The organism is Actinoplanes regularis, from assembly GCF_900188005.1.
In the GTDB taxonomy this organism is placed as follows: Bacteria; Actinomycetota; Actinomycetes; order Mycobacteriales; family Micromonosporaceae; genus Actinoplanes; species Actinoplanes regularis.
This window is the reverse complement of sequence record NZ_FZNR01000012.1, coordinates 41,230-58,627: the sequence shown is the minus strand read 5'-3', so window position 1 is coordinate 58,627 and position 17,398 is coordinate 41,230. Positions and strand designations below refer to the sequence as shown.

Annotated in this window: 15 protein-coding genes; 10 read left to right on the top strand and 5 right to left on the bottom strand. The window is 71.8% G+C overall.

Going from position 1 to position 17,398, the window contains the following annotated elements; all coding sequences use genetic code 11:
• Positions 1 to 32 precede the first annotated feature (32 nt).
• Together CHC09_RS27725 and CHC09_RS27720 are read left to right on the top strand one after the other, a co-directional pair.
• A complete protein-coding gene (locus tag CHC09_RS27725) occupies positions 33 to 674 on the top strand; it encodes a TetR/AcrR family transcriptional regulator (RefSeq protein WP_089296158.1) in 642 nt (213 codons plus the stop codon).
• Between the two features lie 172 nt (positions 675 to 846).
• Positions 847 to 1,686, top strand: coding sequence for an SDR family oxidoreductase (locus tag CHC09_RS27720; protein ID WP_089296157.1), 840 nt, complete (start codon positions 847 to 849; stop codon positions 1,684 to 1,686).
• A 12-nt stretch (positions 1,687 to 1,698) separates the two neighbouring features.
• On the opposite strand, the gene CHC09_RS27715 is transcribed toward CHC09_RS27720, so the two are convergent.
• Positions 1,699 to 3,894: a putative bifunctional diguanylate cyclase/phosphodiesterase gene (locus CHC09_RS27715; RefSeq protein WP_089296156.1), complete on the bottom strand. Its 2,196-nt coding sequence runs from the start codon at positions 3,892 to 3,894 to the stop codon at positions 1,699 to 1,701.
• A 179-nt stretch (positions 3,895 to 4,073) separates the two neighbouring features.
• Between CHC09_RS27715 and CHC09_RS27710 the strand changes: the two genes are divergently transcribed.
• The 4 genes from CHC09_RS27710 (at position 4,074) to CHC09_RS27695 (ending at position 8,682) form a co-directional block, all read left to right on the top strand.
• A complete protein-coding gene (locus tag CHC09_RS27710) occupies positions 4,074 to 4,298 on the top strand; it encodes a hypothetical protein (RefSeq protein ID WP_143232601.1) in 225 nt (74 codons plus the stop codon).
• Between the two features lie 56 nt (positions 4,299 to 4,354).
• A complete protein-coding gene (locus CHC09_RS27705; protein WP_089296154.1) occupies positions 4,355 to 5,752 on the top strand; it encodes a chitinase in 1,398 nt (465 codons plus the stop codon).
• A 290-nt stretch (positions 5,753 to 6,042) separates the two neighbouring features.
• Positions 6,043 to 7,665 (top strand): glycosyltransferase family 39 protein, encoded by a 1,623-nt coding sequence (locus tag CHC09_RS27700; RefSeq protein ID WP_179277309.1) that lies wholly within the window; start codon positions 6,043 to 6,045, stop codon positions 7,663 to 7,665.
• A 96-nt stretch (positions 7,666 to 7,761) separates the two neighbouring features.
• Positions 7,762 to 8,682 (top strand): LysR family transcriptional regulator, encoded by a 921-nt coding sequence (locus tag CHC09_RS27695; protein ID WP_089296320.1) that lies wholly within the window; start codon positions 7,762 to 7,764, stop codon positions 8,680 to 8,682.
• Here CHC09_RS27695 and CHC09_RS27690 read toward each other — a convergent pair.
• From CHC09_RS27690 to CHC09_RS27680, 3 genes are all read right to left on the bottom strand, one after another.
• A complete protein-coding gene (locus CHC09_RS27690) occupies positions 8,653 to 9,480 on the bottom strand; it encodes a patatin-like phospholipase family protein (protein WP_089296152.1) in 828 nt (275 codons plus the stop codon). The two genes, CHC09_RS27695 and CHC09_RS27690, sit on opposite strands and share 30 nt — an antisense overlap.
• 61 nt (positions 9,481 to 9,541) lie before the next feature.
• Positions 9,542 to 11,179: a GNAT family N-acetyltransferase gene (locus CHC09_RS27685; protein WP_179277308.1), complete on the bottom strand. Its 1,638-nt coding sequence runs from the start codon at positions 11,177 to 11,179 to the stop codon at positions 9,542 to 9,544.
• 39 nt (positions 11,180 to 11,218) lie between these two features.
• Positions 11,219 to 13,516 carry a putative bifunctional diguanylate cyclase/phosphodiesterase gene (locus CHC09_RS27680; protein WP_239138533.1) on the bottom strand — a complete coding sequence of 766 codons (2,298 nt, stop codon included), beginning with the start codon at positions 13,514 to 13,516 and terminating at the stop codon, positions 11,219 to 11,221.
• Between the two features lie 124 nt (positions 13,517 to 13,640).
• On the opposite strand from CHC09_RS27680, the gene CHC09_RS27675 reads away from it, so the two are divergent.
• Positions 13,641 to 14,609, top strand: a complete 969-nt coding sequence (locus CHC09_RS27675; RefSeq protein ID WP_089296149.1) for an alpha/beta hydrolase — start codon at positions 13,641 to 13,643, stop codon at positions 14,607 to 14,609.
• A gap of 49 nt (positions 14,610 to 14,658) precedes the next feature.
• Here the strand turns inward: CHC09_RS27675 and CHC09_RS27670 are convergent, their stop codons facing one another.
• Positions 14,659 to 15,309, bottom strand: a complete 651-nt coding sequence (locus tag CHC09_RS27670) for a P-loop nucleotide/nucleoside kinase family protein (protein ID WP_089296148.1) — start codon at positions 15,307 to 15,309, stop codon at positions 14,659 to 14,661.
• A 118-nt stretch (positions 15,310 to 15,427) separates the two neighbouring features.
• On the opposite strand from CHC09_RS27670, the gene CHC09_RS27665 reads away from it, so the two are divergent.
• The 3 genes from CHC09_RS27665 (at position 15,428) to CHC09_RS27655 (ending at position 17,386) form a co-directional block, all read left to right on the top strand.
• A complete protein-coding gene (locus CHC09_RS27665) occupies positions 15,428 to 15,769 on the top strand; it encodes a hypothetical protein (RefSeq protein ID WP_143232597.1) in 342 nt (113 codons plus the stop codon).
• A 124-nt stretch (positions 15,770 to 15,893) separates the two neighbouring features.
• Positions 15,894 to 16,139 (top strand): hypothetical protein, encoded by a 246-nt coding sequence (locus tag CHC09_RS27660; protein ID WP_239138535.1) that lies wholly within the window; start codon positions 15,894 to 15,896, stop codon positions 16,137 to 16,139.
• The gene (locus CHC09_RS27655) at positions 16,136 to 17,386 is read left to right on the top strand and encodes a helix-turn-helix domain-containing protein (RefSeq protein WP_143232595.1); all 1,251 of its coding nucleotides are present in this window, start codon (positions 16,136 to 16,138) and stop codon (positions 17,384 to 17,386) included. Before CHC09_RS27660 ends, CHC09_RS27655 begins: the two co-directional genes overlap by 4 nt.
• Positions 17,387 to 17,398 lie beyond the last annotated feature (12 nt).

The window sequence follows — 17,398 nt, the reverse complement described above, 5'->3', positions numbered from 1 at the left end:
TGTTCCCGATCGGACGAGGAGAAAGGACGCGCATGCCATCTCCGGCGGCGAAGGAGCGCGTGCGGGACCCGGAGCGCACACGCGCCGAGATCATGGAGGTGGCGACGCGGGAGTTCGCCGATCAGGGCTACGCCGGCGCGCGGGTGGACGAGATCGCGGCCAAGACCCGGACCACCAAGCGGATGATCTACTACTACTTCGGTGGCAAGGAGGGCCTGTTCCTGGCGGTCCTGGAGCAGGCGTACCGGCACATCCGCTCCCTGGAGCAGCAGCTCGACGTCGACCATCTCGAGCCCGTCGAGGCGCTGCGCCAGCTGGCCGAGCTCACCTTCGATCACCACGAGTCCCATCAGGATTTCGTACGCCTGGTGGCGATCGAGAACATTCACTACGCCCAGCACCTGCAGCGGTCGGAGTCCCGTGAGGTGCTGGCCGCTCCCGCGCTGGAGGTCCTGGCCCGCATCATGGAGCGGGGCCGGGCCGCCGGCGTCTTCCGCGAGGACCTGGACGCCCTGGACGTCCACATGATCATCAGCGCGTTCTGTGTCTTCCGGGGCGCCAACCGCTACACGTTCCGCGCCATCTTCGGCCGCGATCTGCTCGACCCGGCACTCCGCGACCACCTGCGCCGCACCATCGGCGACCTGGCCGTCGCCCACGTCACCGCCCGCTGACGGCCGATCTCAGCCGGGCGCGGGCGCGCGCGATCGCCGTCGCGGCCCAGACCTGAGTGCTCATTCGTAGGTCGCACCGCGCACGGGAGTCGCCACCGGAGGTTGACTTAAACGAGTGTTGAGGTTTTACGGTCGGTCTCGTCGACTTTCCCAAGATTCCTCGGAGGAGACCATGATCCTGGTTACCGGTGCGACGGGAAACGTCGGGCGGCGTGTGGTGGAGCGGCTGGCGGTTGCGGGCCACGGCGTACGCGCCGTCACTCGAGACCCTGATCGCGTGCGGCATCCGGCAGGTGTCGAGGTGGTGGCCGCGGACCTGGCCGACCCGGAGACCCTGCGCCCGCACCTGCACGGTGTCACGGCGGTGTTCCTGATCTGGCCGTTCGTCGACCCGGCCGTGACAGCCGAGCTCGCCCCGCGCGTGGCGGCCGTGCTCGCCGACGCCGGTTCGCCCCGGGTCGTGTACGTGTCGGCCGCCTCTGCCGAGGCCGACCCGGACTCGTTCTGGGCTGTGGTGGAGCGCGCCGTCACCGCGTCCGGCCTGCCCTGGACGATGCTGCGCCCCACCGGAATCGCGACGAACGCGCTGGGCTGGGCCGCTTCGATCCGAGCCGAGGGCGTGGTGCGCTGGCCGTACGGCGCGGCCGCTCGCTCCATGGTGCACGAGGACGACATCGCGGCGGTGGCGGTGGCGGCCCTGACCGAGGACCGGCACGACAAGCAGACGTACGTGCTCAGCGGCCCGGAGACGGTCACCCAGGCCGAGCAGGTGCGCATCATCGGCGAGGTGATCGGCCGGGAGCTGCGCTGGCAGGAGGTGCCCGCTCCGGCGGTGCGACCGATGCTGGTCGCGGCGCTGGGCAGCCCCGCGTTCGCGGATGCGGCGCTGGCCGGCTGGGCCGCGATGGTGGAGCATCCCGAGCCGGTGACCGACGACGTCGCGTCGGTGTCGGGGCGTCCCGCGCGTACTTTCGCCCAGTGGGCCGCCGACCACGCGGCCGATTTTGCCTGACGGGCCGGATCGTCAGGCGCCGAGAGGATAGATGGCCCGGCTGAACTCCGGCGTGGCCGTGGGCCGGCCGAAGTGATAGCCCTGCAGCAGCCGGTAGCCCAGGCCGTACAGGACGTCGGCCTGCTCCGCGGTCTCCACCCCCTCCGCCACCGCCTTCAGCCCCAGCCCCTCGCTGACCTGGATCAACGCCTGGGCGATCACGGCGTGCCGGCCCGCCTCGGTGATGTTGTCGACGAACGACTTGTCGACCTTGAGGACGTCGACCGGGACGGTGTGCAGCAGCCCGAGCGACGAGTGTCCGGTGCCGAAGTCGTCCAGCGCGATCGACACGCCGAGGGCGCGCAGCTCGTGCAGGGCGGTCACGGCCTGGCCGCCGCCGAAGACCGCGGTCTCGGTGACCTCGACGGTCAGGCACTGCGGCGGCAGTCCGGTGGTGGCCAGGATCTCGGCCACCGTGGCCGGGAACTGCGGCCGGGCGAGCTGGCGGGCGGACACGTTGACGCTGACTCGCTCCGGCGCGTCCGGGCCGAGCTCGGCACGCCACCCGACCAGCTGCTCACAGGCGGTGCGCAGCACCCAGGCGCCGAGGTCGACGATCAGGCCGTTGCGCTCGGCCACCGGGATGAACATGGCCGGGCTGATCGTGCCGCGCTGCGGGTGCTGCCAGCGGACCAGCGCCTCGACCGCTACCGTGCGGCCGCCCGGCACCGCGACGATCGGCTGGTAGACCACCTGGAAGTGGCCGGCGTGCAGCGCGGCCTGCAGCTCCGCGCCGAGCCGGGCGTGCTCGCCGGCCCGCTCGTCGAGCGCCGGCGACCAGGACCGGTACGGCTCCCCGGTCTCCTTGGCCGCGTGCATCGAGACCTCCGCGCGGCGCAGCGCCTCCACCGGGTCGGCGGCCTCGGCCAGTCCGATGCTCGCGCCCACGAGCAGCTCGTGGCCGCCCGCCTCGACCGGCGCGCACAGCACCGCGACGAGCCCCTCGACGACCCGGTCGCCCTCGTCGCCGGCGGGCAGCAGCAGCGCGAACTCGTCGCCGCCGAGCCGTGACACCAGAACGCCGGGCGCCGCCCGGCTGATCCGGCCGGCAAGCGTGGTGAGCACCAGGTCACCGACCGGGCGCCCGAGCTCGTCGTTGACGTTCTTGAAGTCGTCCAGGCCGAGGAAGGCCATCCGGGCCCGGCCGGTGCGTGCGGCCTCCGCCAGGGAGTGCTCGAAGTGCCGCCGGTTCGGCAGCCCGGTCAGGTCGTCGTGCAGTGCGATCTGCCGCAGCTCGGCGGAGTGCTCCTGCACCTGTCGCATCAGGCCGCGCGCCCGGGCCGCCGCCAGCACCAGGAGCACTGCCGAGCTGGCCCCGATCGCGACCCGGTCGACCGTGTTGTCCCCGACGTGCGGCAGGAACAGCATCGCCGGTGACAGCATCGCGCAGCCGGTGAGCAGAGCGATCTGCGACCGTCCGAGCCGTGCCGCCCGGGACTCGACGGGTTCGGCCGACGCCGCCATCGACGGGTGCAGTGCGGCGGCCGCCCACAGCGTGTAGGAGAGCAGCCAGCCCGCCGCGAACTGTTCGCCGTCGGAGTCGCTGTGCAGTGTGATTATCGAGTAGGCGGCGTCCGCGACCAGCAGCAGCAGGGTGGCCATGGCCAGCATCCGGGTGCTGCGCGTGCCGCCGCGGGCCATCAGCAACCGGGCCAGCATGGCCAGCAGGAGCGCGTCGCACGCCGGGTAGGCGGTGCTGATCAGCCACGCCAGCGGGGAGGAGGCGTGCTCAGCCGCGATCGGGTGCAGCACGAAGATCCAGAAGGCCAGGCCAAGGCCGGCTCCGGCCATGGTGGCGTCGGCGAGCGCCGCGCGCTCCCGGTGGCCGCGGATCAGCATCCACAGGCCGACCGCCAGCAGCGGGTAGCTGCCCAGGTAGAACACGTCGGCGATGGACGGGTCCGGCTCCTGGTGCAGCACGTACTGGTAGTACTCCCAGACCAGGTCGCCGACGGCCGAGGCCGCCTGCCCGGCGCTGAACCAGTACCAGGCCGCGGGCCGGGCCGGCCGGTGCAGGCGGACCCCGATCAGGATCGCCAGCGCGGAGAGCAGACCGACCGCGTTGTAGAACAGGTTGGCCGCGAGCCCGTCCTCGGGCAGCAGGTAGTAGACGACGGTGGCGGCCACCCCGGCCGCCACCCACCACCACCACGCATTCACTCGCTGCACGGAGTATGAATCGTCCCGAGCCGCAAGTAGTTGAGGGCGAGCCGAACCTTTTCGGCAACCCGCCTGATCCAGAGCGTCGATGATCTGGGAGGGTGCCGGGGGCTCGAGATGTGGACGTCCGGGGACGGACCGGCCATCCGGGGCGGCACCCGGCGACCTCGATGCGGCAGAATGCGGGCATGGTGGACCAGAGGGCTGCTGAGCCGGCGGCGGCGAAGAGGCGCGGCATCGTGGGCAGGCTCGCTCAACCGGTGTTCATGCTGGTCCTCACCGTGCTCCTGTTGCCCGACGCCATCCGCGACGGGGGATGGCGCGTCTGGGTCGCCCCGGTGGCCGGCGGCTATGTCCTCTGGCTGTTCGCGAGCGAAGTGCGAGCGATCGTCCGCGAGCGCCGGCGGCCTTGACGTTTCGGCGGCGCGTAACTCTTTACAACTTCAGTTAACAGTCCTAATAATTGCGCATGCGTCGATCCGTCATCCTGGCGGCCGTGGCCGCCCTGGCCGCTGCATGCTCAACCGTCTATGTCGCGGCCACCGCGAGCGCGGCGGTGGCGTGCGCCCCGGCCTGGAGTTCCACCGCCGTCTACGTCAAGGACAACGTCGCCTCCAAGGGCGGCAACAACTACACCGCCAAGTGGTGGACCCAGGGCGAGGACCCGGTCCTCAAGAGCGGCCAATGGGACGTCTGGGTCAACAACGGCGCCTGTGGCGGCACCACGAACCCGTCGCCGTCCACCTCGCCGTCGACGTCGCCCTCCGCGTCACCGTCGCCGTCCACCTCCCCGACCTCATCCCCGACCACCTCGCCGACCACCCCGATTCCGGCCGGCGGGCTGCCCAAGCACGCGCTCGTCGGCTACCTGCACGCCAGCTTCGCCAACGGCTCCGGCTACCTCCGGATGGCCGACGTCCCCGCCGAGTGGGACATCATCAACCTGGCCTTCGGCGAGCCGACCAGCGCCACCTCCGGAGACATCCAGTTCCGGCTCTGCCCGGCCACGGAGTGCCCCGGCGTCGAGTCCGAGGCCGAGTTCATCGCCGCGATCCGGGCCAAGCGCACGGCCGGCAAGAAGGTGCTGCTCTCCATCGGCGGCGCCAACGGCCAGGTGCAGCTGACCACCACCGCGGCGCGGGACAGGTTCGTCAGCTCGGTCAGCGCGATCATCGACAAGTACGGCCTGGACGGCGTCGACATCGACTTCGAGGGTCACTCGCTGTCACTCAACACCGGCGACACCGACTTCAAGAACCCGACCACCCCGGTGATCGTCAACCTGATCAGCGCCGTGAAGTCGCTCAAGGCGCGGTACGGCGCCGGATTCGTGCTGACGATGGCCCCGGAGACGTTCTTCGTCCAGCTCGGCTACCAGTACTACGGCTCCGGGCCGTGGGGCGGCCAGGACCCGCGCGCCGGCTCCTACCTCCCGGTCATCTACGCGCTGCGTGGCGACCTGACGGTGCTGCACGTCCAGGACTACAACTCCGGCTCGATCATGGGTCTGGACAACCAGTACCACTCGATGGGTGGAGCGGACTTCCACATCGCGATGACCGACATGATGCTGGCCGGCTTCCCGGTCGCGGGCAACACCGCGAACATGTTCCCCGCCCTGCGCGAGGACCAGATCGCCTTCGGCGCCCCGAGCTCGGTCAGCGCCGGCAACGGCTACGTCGCCCCGGCCGCCGTCCAGGAGGCGGTGAACTGCCTGGTCAAGGGCGTGAGCTGCGGAAGTTACGCCCCGCGTAGTGGCACGAACCCGAACTTCCGTGGCCTGATGACCTGGTCGATCAACTGGGACAAGTACTACGGCTGGGAGTTCAAGAACAGCCACAAGCCGTTCCTGAACGCTCTCGGCTGAGCGCCGGAGGACCGGTGGGCCCGCTCGGTCCACCGGTCCTCCCTCAGGGGTGATCGTGAATCGGGCTCGTTACACTGGCCGCCCATGAGCGCCGGTTTTGCCCACACGATCGCCAGGTGTCCATGAACCGGCGTGCAACTGATGTTGATAGTTCTGAGCCCACTACCGAATCCGCGTCTTCGCCGGTCACAGCCGATCTGCCGACTCAGCCCAGCCGGGCCGGCGGCGGCGCAGAGGAACGGCCGCCAGCAGGCCGCTGGCGGCGGTGGCTGCCGGCGATCGTCGCGCTGATGGTTGCCGGACTGCTCGCCCAGATGGCCGCGGTGATGATCATCACGGCGCGGCAGCAGTCGGTGACCGTCGACGAGACGGTCTATGTCGGCACCGCCGCCATGTACCTGCGCGACCACACCCTGACGTACAACTACGAGCACCCGCCGCTGACCAAGCTGGCCATGGCCGCCGGCTTGAGCTTCGCCGACATCCACACCGACCCGGCCTTCCAGGGCGACCAGTGGACGCTCGGGCGCCAGGTGCTCTACGAGCGGGGCAACGACGCCCAGCACCTGCTGCTGCTGGCCCGCCTGCCGATGATCGGCCTGACCCTGCTGTTCGGGCTGGTCGTCTTCCTGTTCGGGCGGGACCTGGCCGGGCCGTACGGCGGCCTGGTCGCGCTCGCTCTCTACACGTTCTCCCCGGATGTCATCACCTTCGGCTCCCTGGGCGGCGTCGACATGCCGACCGTGGGCTTCCTGTTGACGACGCTCTGGCTGCTGTGGAACGCGCGCGGCCGGCCGTACCTCTGCCTGCCGTTCGCCGGCATCGCCCTCGGCGCCGCGCTGGCGAGCAAGATGAGCGCATTGCCCGCCCTGCCGATCGCGGCGCTGCTGGTCATGCTCTCGGTGTGGCACGCGGGCAAGGCCCGCCGGCTCGGGCGGGCCCGGCCTGTCGCCCTGCTCGGCGCCGGCGCGGGGGCCGCCGCCGGGGTTCTCGTGATCGCGTTCGGTGTCGTCTGGGTCACCTACCTGATCGTCGACCCGCACCTGCGCTGGACCACCCCGCCGGACCTGCCGGTGATCGGCGGCTTCACCGGGCAGGTGATCGACTGGCTGCCGCTGCCCGAGTCGTACCGCGACGGCATGCGCTTCCAGTTCGGCCTCGAGGACGACAGCTACAGCGCCTACGTGTTCGGCCATCGGTATCCCGAGGGCGTGTGGTTCTACATGCCGGCCGCGCTGCTGATCAAGGAACCGCTCGGGATGCTCGCCCTCTGGCTGATCGGCGCGGTGGCCATGCTGGCCAATCGGCGGGTCCGGGCCGCCGCCCCGTACGTCCTGGTGCCCACCCTGGCGCTGCTGGGCGTGGCGATGACCAACGCCCGCAGCTACGGCGTGCGGTACGTCCTGTTCGTGCCGGTGATCCTCGCCGTCGCCGCGGCGGCCGTCGCCATCTACCGCAACCGCTGGGTGCGCGGGGTCGCCGCCCTGCTCGTGCTCGCCGTCGTGGTCAGCTCGGTGCGGACCTTCCCGTACTACCTGCCCTACTCCAACGAGGCCTTCGGCGGGACGAGCCAGACCTATCGCCAGCTCAGCGACTCGAATGTGGACTGGGGCCAGGACCTGCAGCGGCTCTCCGGCTACCTCGACGAGAAATATCCCGGCCGCCGGGTGTGGCTGCTCTATCGGGGTCGTGGCGTGCCCAAGTACTACGGCATCCGGCAGGCGAACCCGCTCAAGTCCCCGGTCGACCAGGTGCATGGCGTGATCGCGGTCTCCGCCACGTGCCTGCTCTCGCTCTGCCGCCCCGCCGGCGTGGACGGGGCCGTCGCGCAACCGGCGATGGACGAGCTGCTGAGAACCAGTCGGCAGGTCGGCGATGTCGGCCACAGCATCTTCATCTTCGAACGACCGTAGCTACGGAAAGGCGCGGCGCTTCAGGCGTTGCGCCTTTCCATGTAGCCATGTTTGACGATTCCTGAGCACTGTTCAGTGTTGCTGTACAGTCAGGCCATGCTGGACCTGCATCGCCTGCGCGTCTTCCGGTCGGTCGTCGCCAGCGGCTCGGTGCACGCGGCGGCCGCCAACCTGGGCTACACCCCGTCCGCGATCAGCCAGCACCTCGCCGCCCTGCAACGCGAGACCGGCCTGACCCTGCTCGAACGGTCCGGCCGGGGGCTGCGCCCCACCTCCGCCGGCCGGACCCTCGCCGCCGAGGCCGACGAGGTGCTGGCCCGGGTCGGTGCGGCCGAGGCGCTCGTCGCCGACCTGCGCTCCGGGCGCACCGGCTCGCTGTCGATCGTCTACTTCCCGTCGGCCGGCATCGTCTGGATGCCGGCCCTGGTGGACGGGCTGCTCCGGGCGTACCCCGGGGTCCGGCTCGACCTGCGACTGAGCGACGAGCCGCCGGAACGCCTGGAGGAACGCCCCGACCTCCAGCTGTTCGTGGCCGGTGACGAGATCCCGGCCCGGCCGGGCTTCATCACCCGGCATCTGCGCGACGATCCGTACGTGGCGGTCCTGCCCGACCCGCACCCCCTCGCGGGCCGGGCCGAGATCGAGCTCGCCGAGTTGGAGCAGGAGCGCTGGATCGACTACGACGCCGTCCAGGGGCGCTGCCGGCAGATCGGGCTCGACGCGTGCGCCGCGGTCGGCTTCCGGCCCGCGTTCCGCGTCGAGGCGCACGACTGCCGGTCAGCGCTCGCCTTCGTCGCGGCCGGGATCGGAGTCACCATGATGCCCTCGCTCGGAGCCGAGCAGCCGCCTCCCGGGGTGACGGTCGTCCCGGTGGTCCGCCCGACCCCGGTCCGCTCCATCCACGTCGTCATCCGCGAGTCGATCGTCGGGACCGGGCCCGGTCGCGCCGCCGTGGAACTGCTGCTCGCCGACCGGCACCCCGCCGCTTCAGGCGGACCAGACCTCGCGTACGGCTGACGCGAGCTCCTCACCCTGCCGCAGGCCGGCGCGGACCGACGCCGGACGCCTCGACCGGTCCATGAAATTCGGCCCGAACGCCTCCAGCGAGGCCTGGTCCGGCTCGATCAGCAGGGTCCTGGCGGCGCCGGTCGCCGCCATCTCCTCGACGATCCGGTCGCGGCTCAGCATCGCCATCGGCGCGACCACCACCAGCCGGTCCGCGCCGGCGGCGAGGTCGGCGCCGGCGCCGAGGCGCACGCCACCGTCCATGTAGCGCCGGCCGTCGATCGTCACCGGCGGCATCAGGCCCGGAACCGCGCAGCTCGCCGCGACGGCGCTGAGCAGCGGTGCGCCCGACGCGGCGTCGAGTACCACGTCGCGCCCGTCGGCGGTGTCCACGACGACCAGTCGCAGGTCCCGGGCGGGCCATTCGGTCACCGGCAGCAGCGTGCCGATCCGGGCGAGCCAGCTCGGCTCGTCCTGGGTGGCGGCGGCCAGCGCCATCGTGCCGACCTTGGCGCGGGCCTGCTGCGCGGGGATCGACGTGTCCATCAGGACGGCGAGGCGGGCGAGGCGCCCGGTGGTGCCGGCGGGCCGCGGCGGCGTGGCGTCGATCTGCTGCTCCTGGGCGGCCACCGCGGCCTCCAGGTCGACGCCGGTGGCCAGGAGGGTGCCGACGACCGCGCCGGCCGACGTGCCGACGATGGTGTCCGCGTCACCGATCGGGACGCCGGCGCGCCGCAGGCCGCAGAGCAGTCCGAGATGCCAGGCGATGCCGGTGACACCACCGCCGCCGAGAACGAGAGCCTTGGTCATGGGTTCGAACGCTAACCAGTCCCCGCCACGGTGAAAAGGTTCCACGCCCGGCTTCCGGCGGTCAGCGGAGGCGGTTCCGGGGGCGGCGGGCGCGGCGCCGCCACACCGCGTACCGGTGGGCGTGGGCCAGGGCCCGGACGGCCCGCTCCGCCTCGGGATAGACCGGTGCGCTGCGTGCGCCGAACGTCAGGATGCCGTCGTTTCCGCCGGTCAGCACCGCCGCGATGGCGATGTCGGGGTGGTTGTCGACGACCTTGCCGAGCGCCGTCATGATCGCGATCGGACAGTTGGCGCGGGTCCCCACGATCATCAGTAGCAGCGCGTCCACCTCGCCGCTGTTGGCGACCGTCTCGGCGGCGCTCGCGATCGTCTCCGGACCGGCGTCGATGCCCAGGTCCACCGGATTGTCCCGGGACCGGGGCACCTGCCGGCGGGTCTGGGAGGTCAGCGGCAGCAAGGTGAAACCGGCGGCCTCGGCGGTGTCGGCGGCGATCGCGGTGAGGCCGCCGCCGTTGCCGACGATCGCCATCCGCGAGCCGGGCGGCGGTGGCTGCCCGATCAGCATCCGCGCGGCGTCCAGCATCTCGCCGATGCTCGTCGCGCAGATCACGCCGGCCTGTTCCAGCAGCGCGCCGGCCCGGGTGACCGCCAGGACCGGTTTTCGGCGGCCGAGCGCCTGGACGACACGGGCGAACCGTTCCGGGTCGCGGATCGACTCGAGGGAGAGCGCGACCGCCCGGGTGGCCGGGTCGTCGTACCAGTGTGCGATCAGATCGTTCTCGTCGATGTCGAGCTTCTCACCGAGGGACACGAAGTTCGAGATGCCGCAGCCGCCCCGGGCCGCGTCCGCCAGCAGGGCGATGCCGACCGCGCCCGAGTCCGAGGCGACCGCGAGGCCACCGACCGGTGGCCGGGCCGGCGACAGGCAGGCGTTGAGCCGGTTTCGCGGGTCGGTGCTGATCACGCCGATGCTGCTCGGACCGAGCAGCCGCAGGCCCTGCTCACGGGCGATCTGCAGGATCTCGGCGCGGCGCTGCCGGCTCACCGGGCCGTTGGTGCCGAACCCCTTGCTGAGTACGATCGCGCTGCGCACGCCGCACTGGCCGGCCTCCTTGAGCGCGGCCGGCACGAGATCGGCGCGCACCGCGATCACCGCCAGGTCGGCGGCCTCCGGGAGATCGGACACGCCGCGGTGGGCGGGGACGCCGCAGACCGGGCGGCCGGCGGGATTGACCGCGTGCAGCCGGCCGTCGAAACCGTAGTCACGTAGCGCCCGCAGGGTCTCGTGGCCGGCGCCGCCGTGGCGCGGCCCGGCACCGATCACCACGATCGAGCGGGGTGCCAGCAGCGGGCGCAGCTGCTCGGCGCGGTCCGGAACGTCACCGATGAGCTCGGTGATGCCGGCCCGCCGGGCCCGGGCGGCGAGGTGCTCCATCAGCAGCGTGCCGATGCCCCGGCCGTGATGCTCGTCGGCGATGAAGGACGCGAACTCCGCTGTCCGGCCGCCGTGGCCGAGGCGGGCGCAGGCCGCCGCGCCGACCAGGTCCGGCCCGTCGTGGGCGACCAGGGTCAGGCGGTCGCCGCCGGGGGCGATGAGGAATCGCAGGGTGTCCAGTGCCGGGCGGTCGGCGGGCCCGGGGGGCCGGATCGTGACGACACCGCCGTCGGAGGCCAGCTCATCGACGCAGATCACCGCCATGGAATCCATCGTGCATGGTGGGTACGTTCGCGGGAAGTGTCAGATTTGCCGGGGAGCGGCGCCCACGGTGTGGCCGGCCCGGTAGTCGGCGAGCCACAGGTCGAAGTCGGTGGTCGACAGCGGCCGGGCGAAGCGGTAGCCCTGCGCGACGTCGCAGCCCAGCTCGCGCAGCGCGGCGACGGTGGCATCGTCCTCGACGCCCTCGGCCACCACCGACAGGCCGAGGTTGTGCGCGAGCGTGATCGCGGTCCGCACCAGCACCGCGTCGCCGTGGCTGTCCGTCATCGCCTGCACGAACGATTTGTCGATCTTCAACTCGTCGACCGGCAGATGTTGCAGGTACGTCATCGACGAGTGCCCGGTGCCGAAGTCGTCGACCGACAGACCGATGCCGCCGTCGTGCAGCGCCCGCAGCATGGTCAGCGCCCGGTCCGGGTCGGCCATCGCCGCGCTCTCGGTGATCTCCAGTCGCAGCAGCGAGGCCGGCAGCCCGGTGCGGTACAGCAGGCCGAAGACCTGTGCGGCGAAACCCGGGTCGAGCAGGCAGCGGGTGGAGACGTTGACCGCTACCGGGATCGGTGTGCCGCGGTCCGCCCACTTCTTCGCCTGGCACACCGCCATCTCCAGCACGTGGCTGGTGAGCGGGCGGATCAGGCTGGTCGACTCGGCCATCGGGATGAACCGGTCCGGTGCCATCCGGCCCCGGGTCGGGTGCTGCCATCGGATCAGTGCCTCGGCACCGGTGACCCGGCCGGTGGCCAGGGAGATCTTCGGCTGGTACTGCAGCGACAACTGGTCGTCGGCGCCGATCGCGCGGCGCAGGTCGCCGAGCAGTTCCAGCCGGTCGGCGGTGTTCGTGTCGTTCGCCGCGTCGTACCGCTGGACCCCGGTGGCCTGCTCCTTGGCCAGGTGCAGGGCAGCGTCGGCGTGCCGCAGCAGGGTCTCGGCGTCGGTGCCGTGCTCGGGGGCGACGGCCAGCCCGGCGTTGGCCTCGACGTCGACGTGCAGGTCGTCGATCAGGAACGTACGGTGCAGCACGGCCAGGAGGGTTTCGGCCGCGGCGCGGCCTTCGGCCAGGTCCGCGCCGGGCAGCAGTACGGCGAAGTCGTCGGCGCCGCCGATCCGGGCGACCGTGGCGCCGTCCGGCACGGCCTCCGACAGCCGCCGGGCGACCTGGGTGAGCAGTTGGTCGCCGTGCTGGTACCCGAGCACGTCGTTGACGTTCCGGAAGCCCCGCGGATTGATGATCAGCGTGACGGCGGGCCGGCCGCCCCGCAGGACCGCGTTCGTCCGCTCGGCGAATTCGGCCCGGTTCGGCAGGCCGGTGAGCGGGTCGTGCGAGGCGGCCAGGCGGATCGAGCGCAGATGGCCGCGCCAGCTCACGACCGAGATCAGGATGGTCAGCAGCGCGCCGAGCAGCAGGGCGATCGAGTTGACGCTGAATCCCCGGGTCCAGCTCTGCCCGTACGCCGGTTCGGAGACCACCACGTACCAGTCGTTGGCGGTGGTCTGAGTCGGCGGCAGCCGTTGGTACGCCACCCGGCGGTCACCGAGAGTCATCATGCCGGCCAGATCGCCGGATTTGACGAGGGGCTGGAATGTCTGGACGTCGTTCCCGGAGGCGCTGGTCGCCGCCCGCGAGTCGACCTTGACCCGGCCGGTGCCGGCGTCGACGATCGACGCGGTGCGCCCGCCGGTCGTCGCCGGCATCCGGAAGCTGTCCAGGGCGATCTCGAAGTGCACCATCCCGGCGTGCCCGCTCGCCGCGACGACGATCGAGTTCGAGATCACCGGCTGGTGGGTGTCCGGTGATTCGTACGCTTTCGCCTGATACACCCGTTGCGGTCCGAGCTTGAGCGTTGGGGCGAAGTAGGAGCTCCCGTCTTCGTTCCTGCGCAGGTCGGCGGCCTTGACCGGCACGCCGTCGACCACCCGGACGATCTGCTGACCGTCGATGTCGGCGAAGCACGCCTCTCCGACCCGGCCCGGGTAGAGCTGCTCCAGGTAGGCCAGGGCGTCGACGACCCGCTGGAGCAGCGGGCCGCCGGCGGCGATCTTCTCCCGGGTGGTCCCGGGCGCTTGCAGGAAGTCGGCGAAGACCGGGTTGTCGGCGAGGACCTGGGCGATCGCCCGGGACCGCCCGAAGTAGTTGTTGACCGCCGCGACCTGCTCGCCGAGGGCAAGGTCGAGCGCGTAGTCCTGCGCCGCCTCTTCCCTGTCCCGGGCCGTCAGCGCACTGGTGAACACGCTGACCACCAGCACCAGCAGGCCGATGAGGAAACCCGCGGCGTGGGCCTGACGGACCACCGTCGCCCAGCGGATCATGCTTTTCCTCACTCGGACAGCTTGGCCCCTCCGGGCCCGCGAATGGCCGGGAACCGCCCCTTGACAGCAATCCATCGAAGCACGCTAATGGAAACACTGTTTCGGAGAGTGTTACGGATGACCGACTGGAGGCTCCATGTCCCTGTCACTCCGCCGTGCTTCGGCCGCCCTCGCCCTGTCCATCTCCCTGCTCGCCGTGCCGAACCCGGCACACGCCGCGGCCGTCGAGGTGGACGGCGAGATCTCCGTCCCCTGCGGCCCGGCCACCTACACCCCGGACGCTGACTGGTACTTCCCAGCCACGACCAGCCCGAAAGCCCTCGTCTACCTGCAACACGGCTTTTCCCGCTCGAACGCGAACGTCGCCGACCTGGCCCGGAAGTACCAGGCCGCCGGCTTCCTCGTCTTCACGCCGACCCTGCCCTCCACCGACCTCTACGGCTGCACCGTCAACAACACCGGAAACAACACCGTCTTCCTGAGCAGCGTCGCCGCCTGGATCGGCCAGGCCACCGACACCGGAAAGGCCCTCGCCACCAGCTACGCCGCGGCGGCCAGGACCGCCGGACGAGCCGGCAGCACGCTGCCGGCCAACTACATCCTCGCTGGTCACTCCGCCGGCGGGGAGGCCGTCACCTACATCGCCAACATCCTGCGTACGACGTATCCGGCCGCTTTCGCCAACCTGAAGTACGTCCAGCTGCTCGACCCGGTGAAGTCGCCCTCCGGGAGCAACATGGCGACCGGCCTGAACGGGCTGGCGACGAGCGCGCTACCGATCCTGGCGATCTCGTCACCGCCGTACCTGGCCAACAGCAACGCCAGCGGCACCGTCGAACTGACCGCCGACCTCGACCGGCCGTTCCTCGGGGTGCGCCTGACCACCGGCTCGCACTGTGACGCGGAGGGCGCCAGCACCAACTTCCTCTGCACGCTGACCGCGGGCACCTCCAAGGCGCGCAACGTCACCGCGCTGCAGACCCTTGCGGTGAACTGGGCGGCCGACGCCACCGCCGGCACCACCACCGCCTCGTACTACCCGGGCGGAACGTACTACCAGTCGCTGCTCACCGGCGGCGTGATCGAAACCCTCAGCGGCAGCTGACCTCCCGGCGCGGGTCTGTCCCCCGGACAGGCCCGCGCTCTCGGCGGACTCAGCGGCTCGAACGATCCGGCGAACGCATGTGCTTCCGGCGTCGGCCGTCGATCTCCGGGTCCGCCGGGCCGGGCGTCCGGTCGGTCCCGGGCGCGGAGGAGTTGACGAAGGCGACGATCTCGTCGAGCCCGGGGCGATAGCCGTCGGTGGTGTCCACCTCGATGCAGGGAACCGTCAGGCTCACCCGTTCGAAGCTGTCGTGGCCGGCGGCGCTCGTCGTGGGGTCGGCGAGGTGCGTGTCGGCGTGCGCGCGGCGCAGCGGATCGTCGGTCCGGCGTCGCTGGATCCGGTCCCAGGCGACCTGCGCCGTGACGGAGCAGTGGACGACACGGAGGTCGGCGCGCCCGCCCAGCGGTTGCAGGCCGGGGCGCCACAGCCGGTCCTGGAACGCCGCTTCGGCGACGGTGGTCACGCCCGCGGTGAGCAGCAGGTCCAGGACCTGGAAGAACGTGGGCAGCGTCCGCAGGGTCAGCTCGTCACCCGGCGCCGCGACGAACGCGGCGGCGGCGGCGTGGACCATGCCCTCCTTGATCTCGTCCCGGCAGATCGCGGGACAGCCGATTCTCCGGGCGAGCAGATGCGCGAGGGTGGTCTTGCCCGCGCCAGGCGGGCCGCTCACGACGACAAGGGTCGGCCGCCCATTCACCATCCGGTCCCGTCCCTCCCGCCCCAGGAGACTAGCCGAGGAGTTCGAGTCGTATCTCTACGACTGAACGCGGCGGGCGGGGGGGGCAGTGGGTGCGGGCGGAGCCCTCGATAATGCGGTGGTGAACTGGTCCGGTGAGATCTGGCCGTACGTGTGGCCTGTCGCGGCGTTGATCGGGGGCCTGGGCCTCCTCTGGTCGGCGATCGCGACCCCGGCGGGCCGGCTGCCGGGCCCGAAGACCTACTGGGTGTACCTCGGCCTGCTGGTCATGTGGACCGGTGACGCGGCGGTGGGCGAGGCGAGACCGCTGTTCGAACGGGCCGGCAAGGGCGCGGTGGCCGCGCCGGCCTGGATCGCTCTCGCCGTCGTCCTGGTCCGGCGGCGACACCACCGGCTGCGGTCCGCGGCCGCCGCTGAGCAGCCGGAGGACGCCCCGGGCCGCTCCACGGGCGCCACCACTTAGGGAGCTGGACCCGGTTACCTAGGGAGGTGTCCGGGTGACGCCTAGGCAGACCTTCCTACCGTGCCGACGATCGCGCGCCGCACGCTCCTCAACGGAAGCCGGAAACGGCGAGGGGGGAGCGAAGATGTCCGCGACGATGCTGACCGTGGCCCGGACCGACGCGCTGTTCGTCAGTCCGCTGCCGACCGGATCACATCCGGGGCCGGAAGAAGTCGCCACCGCCGTCCGCGCGATGGTCCGTTGCTATCACGGATCACGGGGTTGCGCGGCCGAGGTGGCGGCCCGGTACGGCGAGGTGCCGGAGTACGCCGTACGCCGGATGACCTGGGCCCGCCGGGTGATCGCCACCGTGTTCGGCGGTGACCGATGAGCGTGCTGGCCGAACGCCCGACCGTGGAGATCCTCGAGCACCTGTCCGCCGTGGCCCGCGGCGCCACCGGCCACGCCGCCTCGGCGGCCGCCCTGGAGCTGGCCGCCGAGGTGGCCCCGGCCGGGCGTCGCCGGCTGCTCACCCTGGCCGCGGCGGACGCGCAGCTGGCGGGGGAGCACCGGCACGCCGCCGAGCTGCTGCGCCGCGCGGCCGCGACCGGCGAGCCGATGCGCGCGCCGCTGGTCGGCGAGGCGGTCGCGGCCGCCCGGCGGGAGATGGCGCGGGGCCGGCACCGGGCGGCCGCGCACCGGCTGGGGTCGATCGCGACCGGGCTCTGGGAGACCGGGGCGATCCGCCGGCTCCCGGCCGTCCTGGCGTTGCGGAGCTGGGCGCTCGCCCGGTCGGGTGACCTCTCCGGTGCCGCCGGGGACGCCGATCAGGCCATCGCGCTGGCCCCGCTGACCGGCGATCACCAAGCGGTGACCCGGGCCCACCACACCCGGATCCTGCTCACCGTGCTCCGTGACGAGGCCGGGACGGGGCTTTACGCCGTACCGGAAGAATGGCGAGCCGAACCGGAGGAATCGGATCCGGTGTGCATCGGCCTGGCCCTGCTCGCGGATCTCGCCCTGGGCCGTCCCGGCGGTCCCGAGGCGGCCGGCCCGGCCGCCGAGTTCCTTCCCGACCTGCTCGAATGCCGTCTGGTCCGAAACCGCGCGCTGAGCCCCGCGGAACTGGCCACGCTGCACGGGCTGACCCGCTCCTCCGCGACGCCGATCGCGGCCAACGCCTGGCGGGTTCTCGGCCTGACCGTCCCGGACGGCGCGGGCGACTGCTTCGGCCGGGCGATCCGGCTGCACGCCCTGATGGAGCTGCCGTTCGACCACGCGCGGGTCCACCTGTCGTACGGCGAAAGGCTGCGCCGCGACGGTGACCGCCGGGCCTCCCGCGATCGGCTGCGTTTCGCGCGTGACGCGTTCCGGGATCTCGGCGCCGCGCCGTGGCTGGCCCGGGCGGAGCGTGAGCTGGGCGGCACCGTGGAGACCCGGGTCCAGATCGGACTGACCCCGGCCGAGTACGAGGTGGCCCGGATCGTCGCCACCGGAGTGTCCACCCGGGAGGCCGCCGCGCACCTGTTCCTCAGCCCGAAGACCGTCGAGTTCCACCTCTCCAAGGTCTTCCGCAAGCTCGGCGTGACCAGCCGCGCCCAACTCGCCCATGTATTTCCCGTGCTGTCCCGCGCCTGAAAACCGGGATAG

Coding starts and splice junctions, on each gene's coding strand:
- CHC09_RS27675 (WP_089296149.1), top strand. CDS start 13,641: ATGTCCCTGTCACTCCGCCGTGCTTCGGCCGCCCTCGCCCTGTCCATC.
- CHC09_RS27720 (WP_089296157.1), top strand. CDS start 847: ATGATCCTGGTTACCGGTGCGACGGGAAACGTCGGGCGGCGTGTGGTG.
- CHC09_RS27660 (WP_239138535.1), top strand. CDS start 15,894: ATGTCCGCGACGATGCTGACCGTGGCCCGGACCGACGCGCTGTTCGTC.
- CHC09_RS27690 (WP_089296152.1), bottom strand. CDS start 9,480: ATGACCAAGGCTCTCGTTCTCGGCGGCGGTGGTGTCACCGGCATCGCC.
- CHC09_RS27700 (WP_179277309.1), top strand. CDS start 6,043: ATGGTTGCCGGACTGCTCGCCCAGATGGCCGCGGTGATGATCATCACG.
- CHC09_RS27725 (WP_089296158.1), top strand. CDS start 33: ATGCCATCTCCGGCGGCGAAGGAGCGCGTGCGGGACCCGGAGCGCACA.
- CHC09_RS27655 (WP_143232595.1), top strand. CDS start 16,136: ATGAGCGTGCTGGCCGAACGCCCGACCGTGGAGATCCTCGAGCACCTG.
- CHC09_RS27705 (WP_089296154.1), top strand. CDS start 4,355: ATGCGTCGATCCGTCATCCTGGCGGCCGTGGCCGCCCTGGCCGCTGCA.
- CHC09_RS27710 (WP_143232601.1), top strand. CDS start 4,074: ATGGTGGACCAGAGGGCTGCTGAGCCGGCGGCGGCGAAGAGGCGCGGC.
- CHC09_RS27670 (WP_089296148.1), bottom strand. CDS start 15,309: ATGGTGAATGGGCGGCCGACCCTTGTCGTCGTGAGCGGCCCGCCTGGC.
- CHC09_RS27695 (WP_089296320.1), top strand. CDS start 7,762: ATGCTGGACCTGCATCGCCTGCGCGTCTTCCGGTCGGTCGTCGCCAGC.
- CHC09_RS27685 (WP_179277308.1), bottom strand. CDS start 11,179: ATGGCGGTGATCTGCGTCGATGAGCTGGCCTCCGACGGCGGTGTCGTC.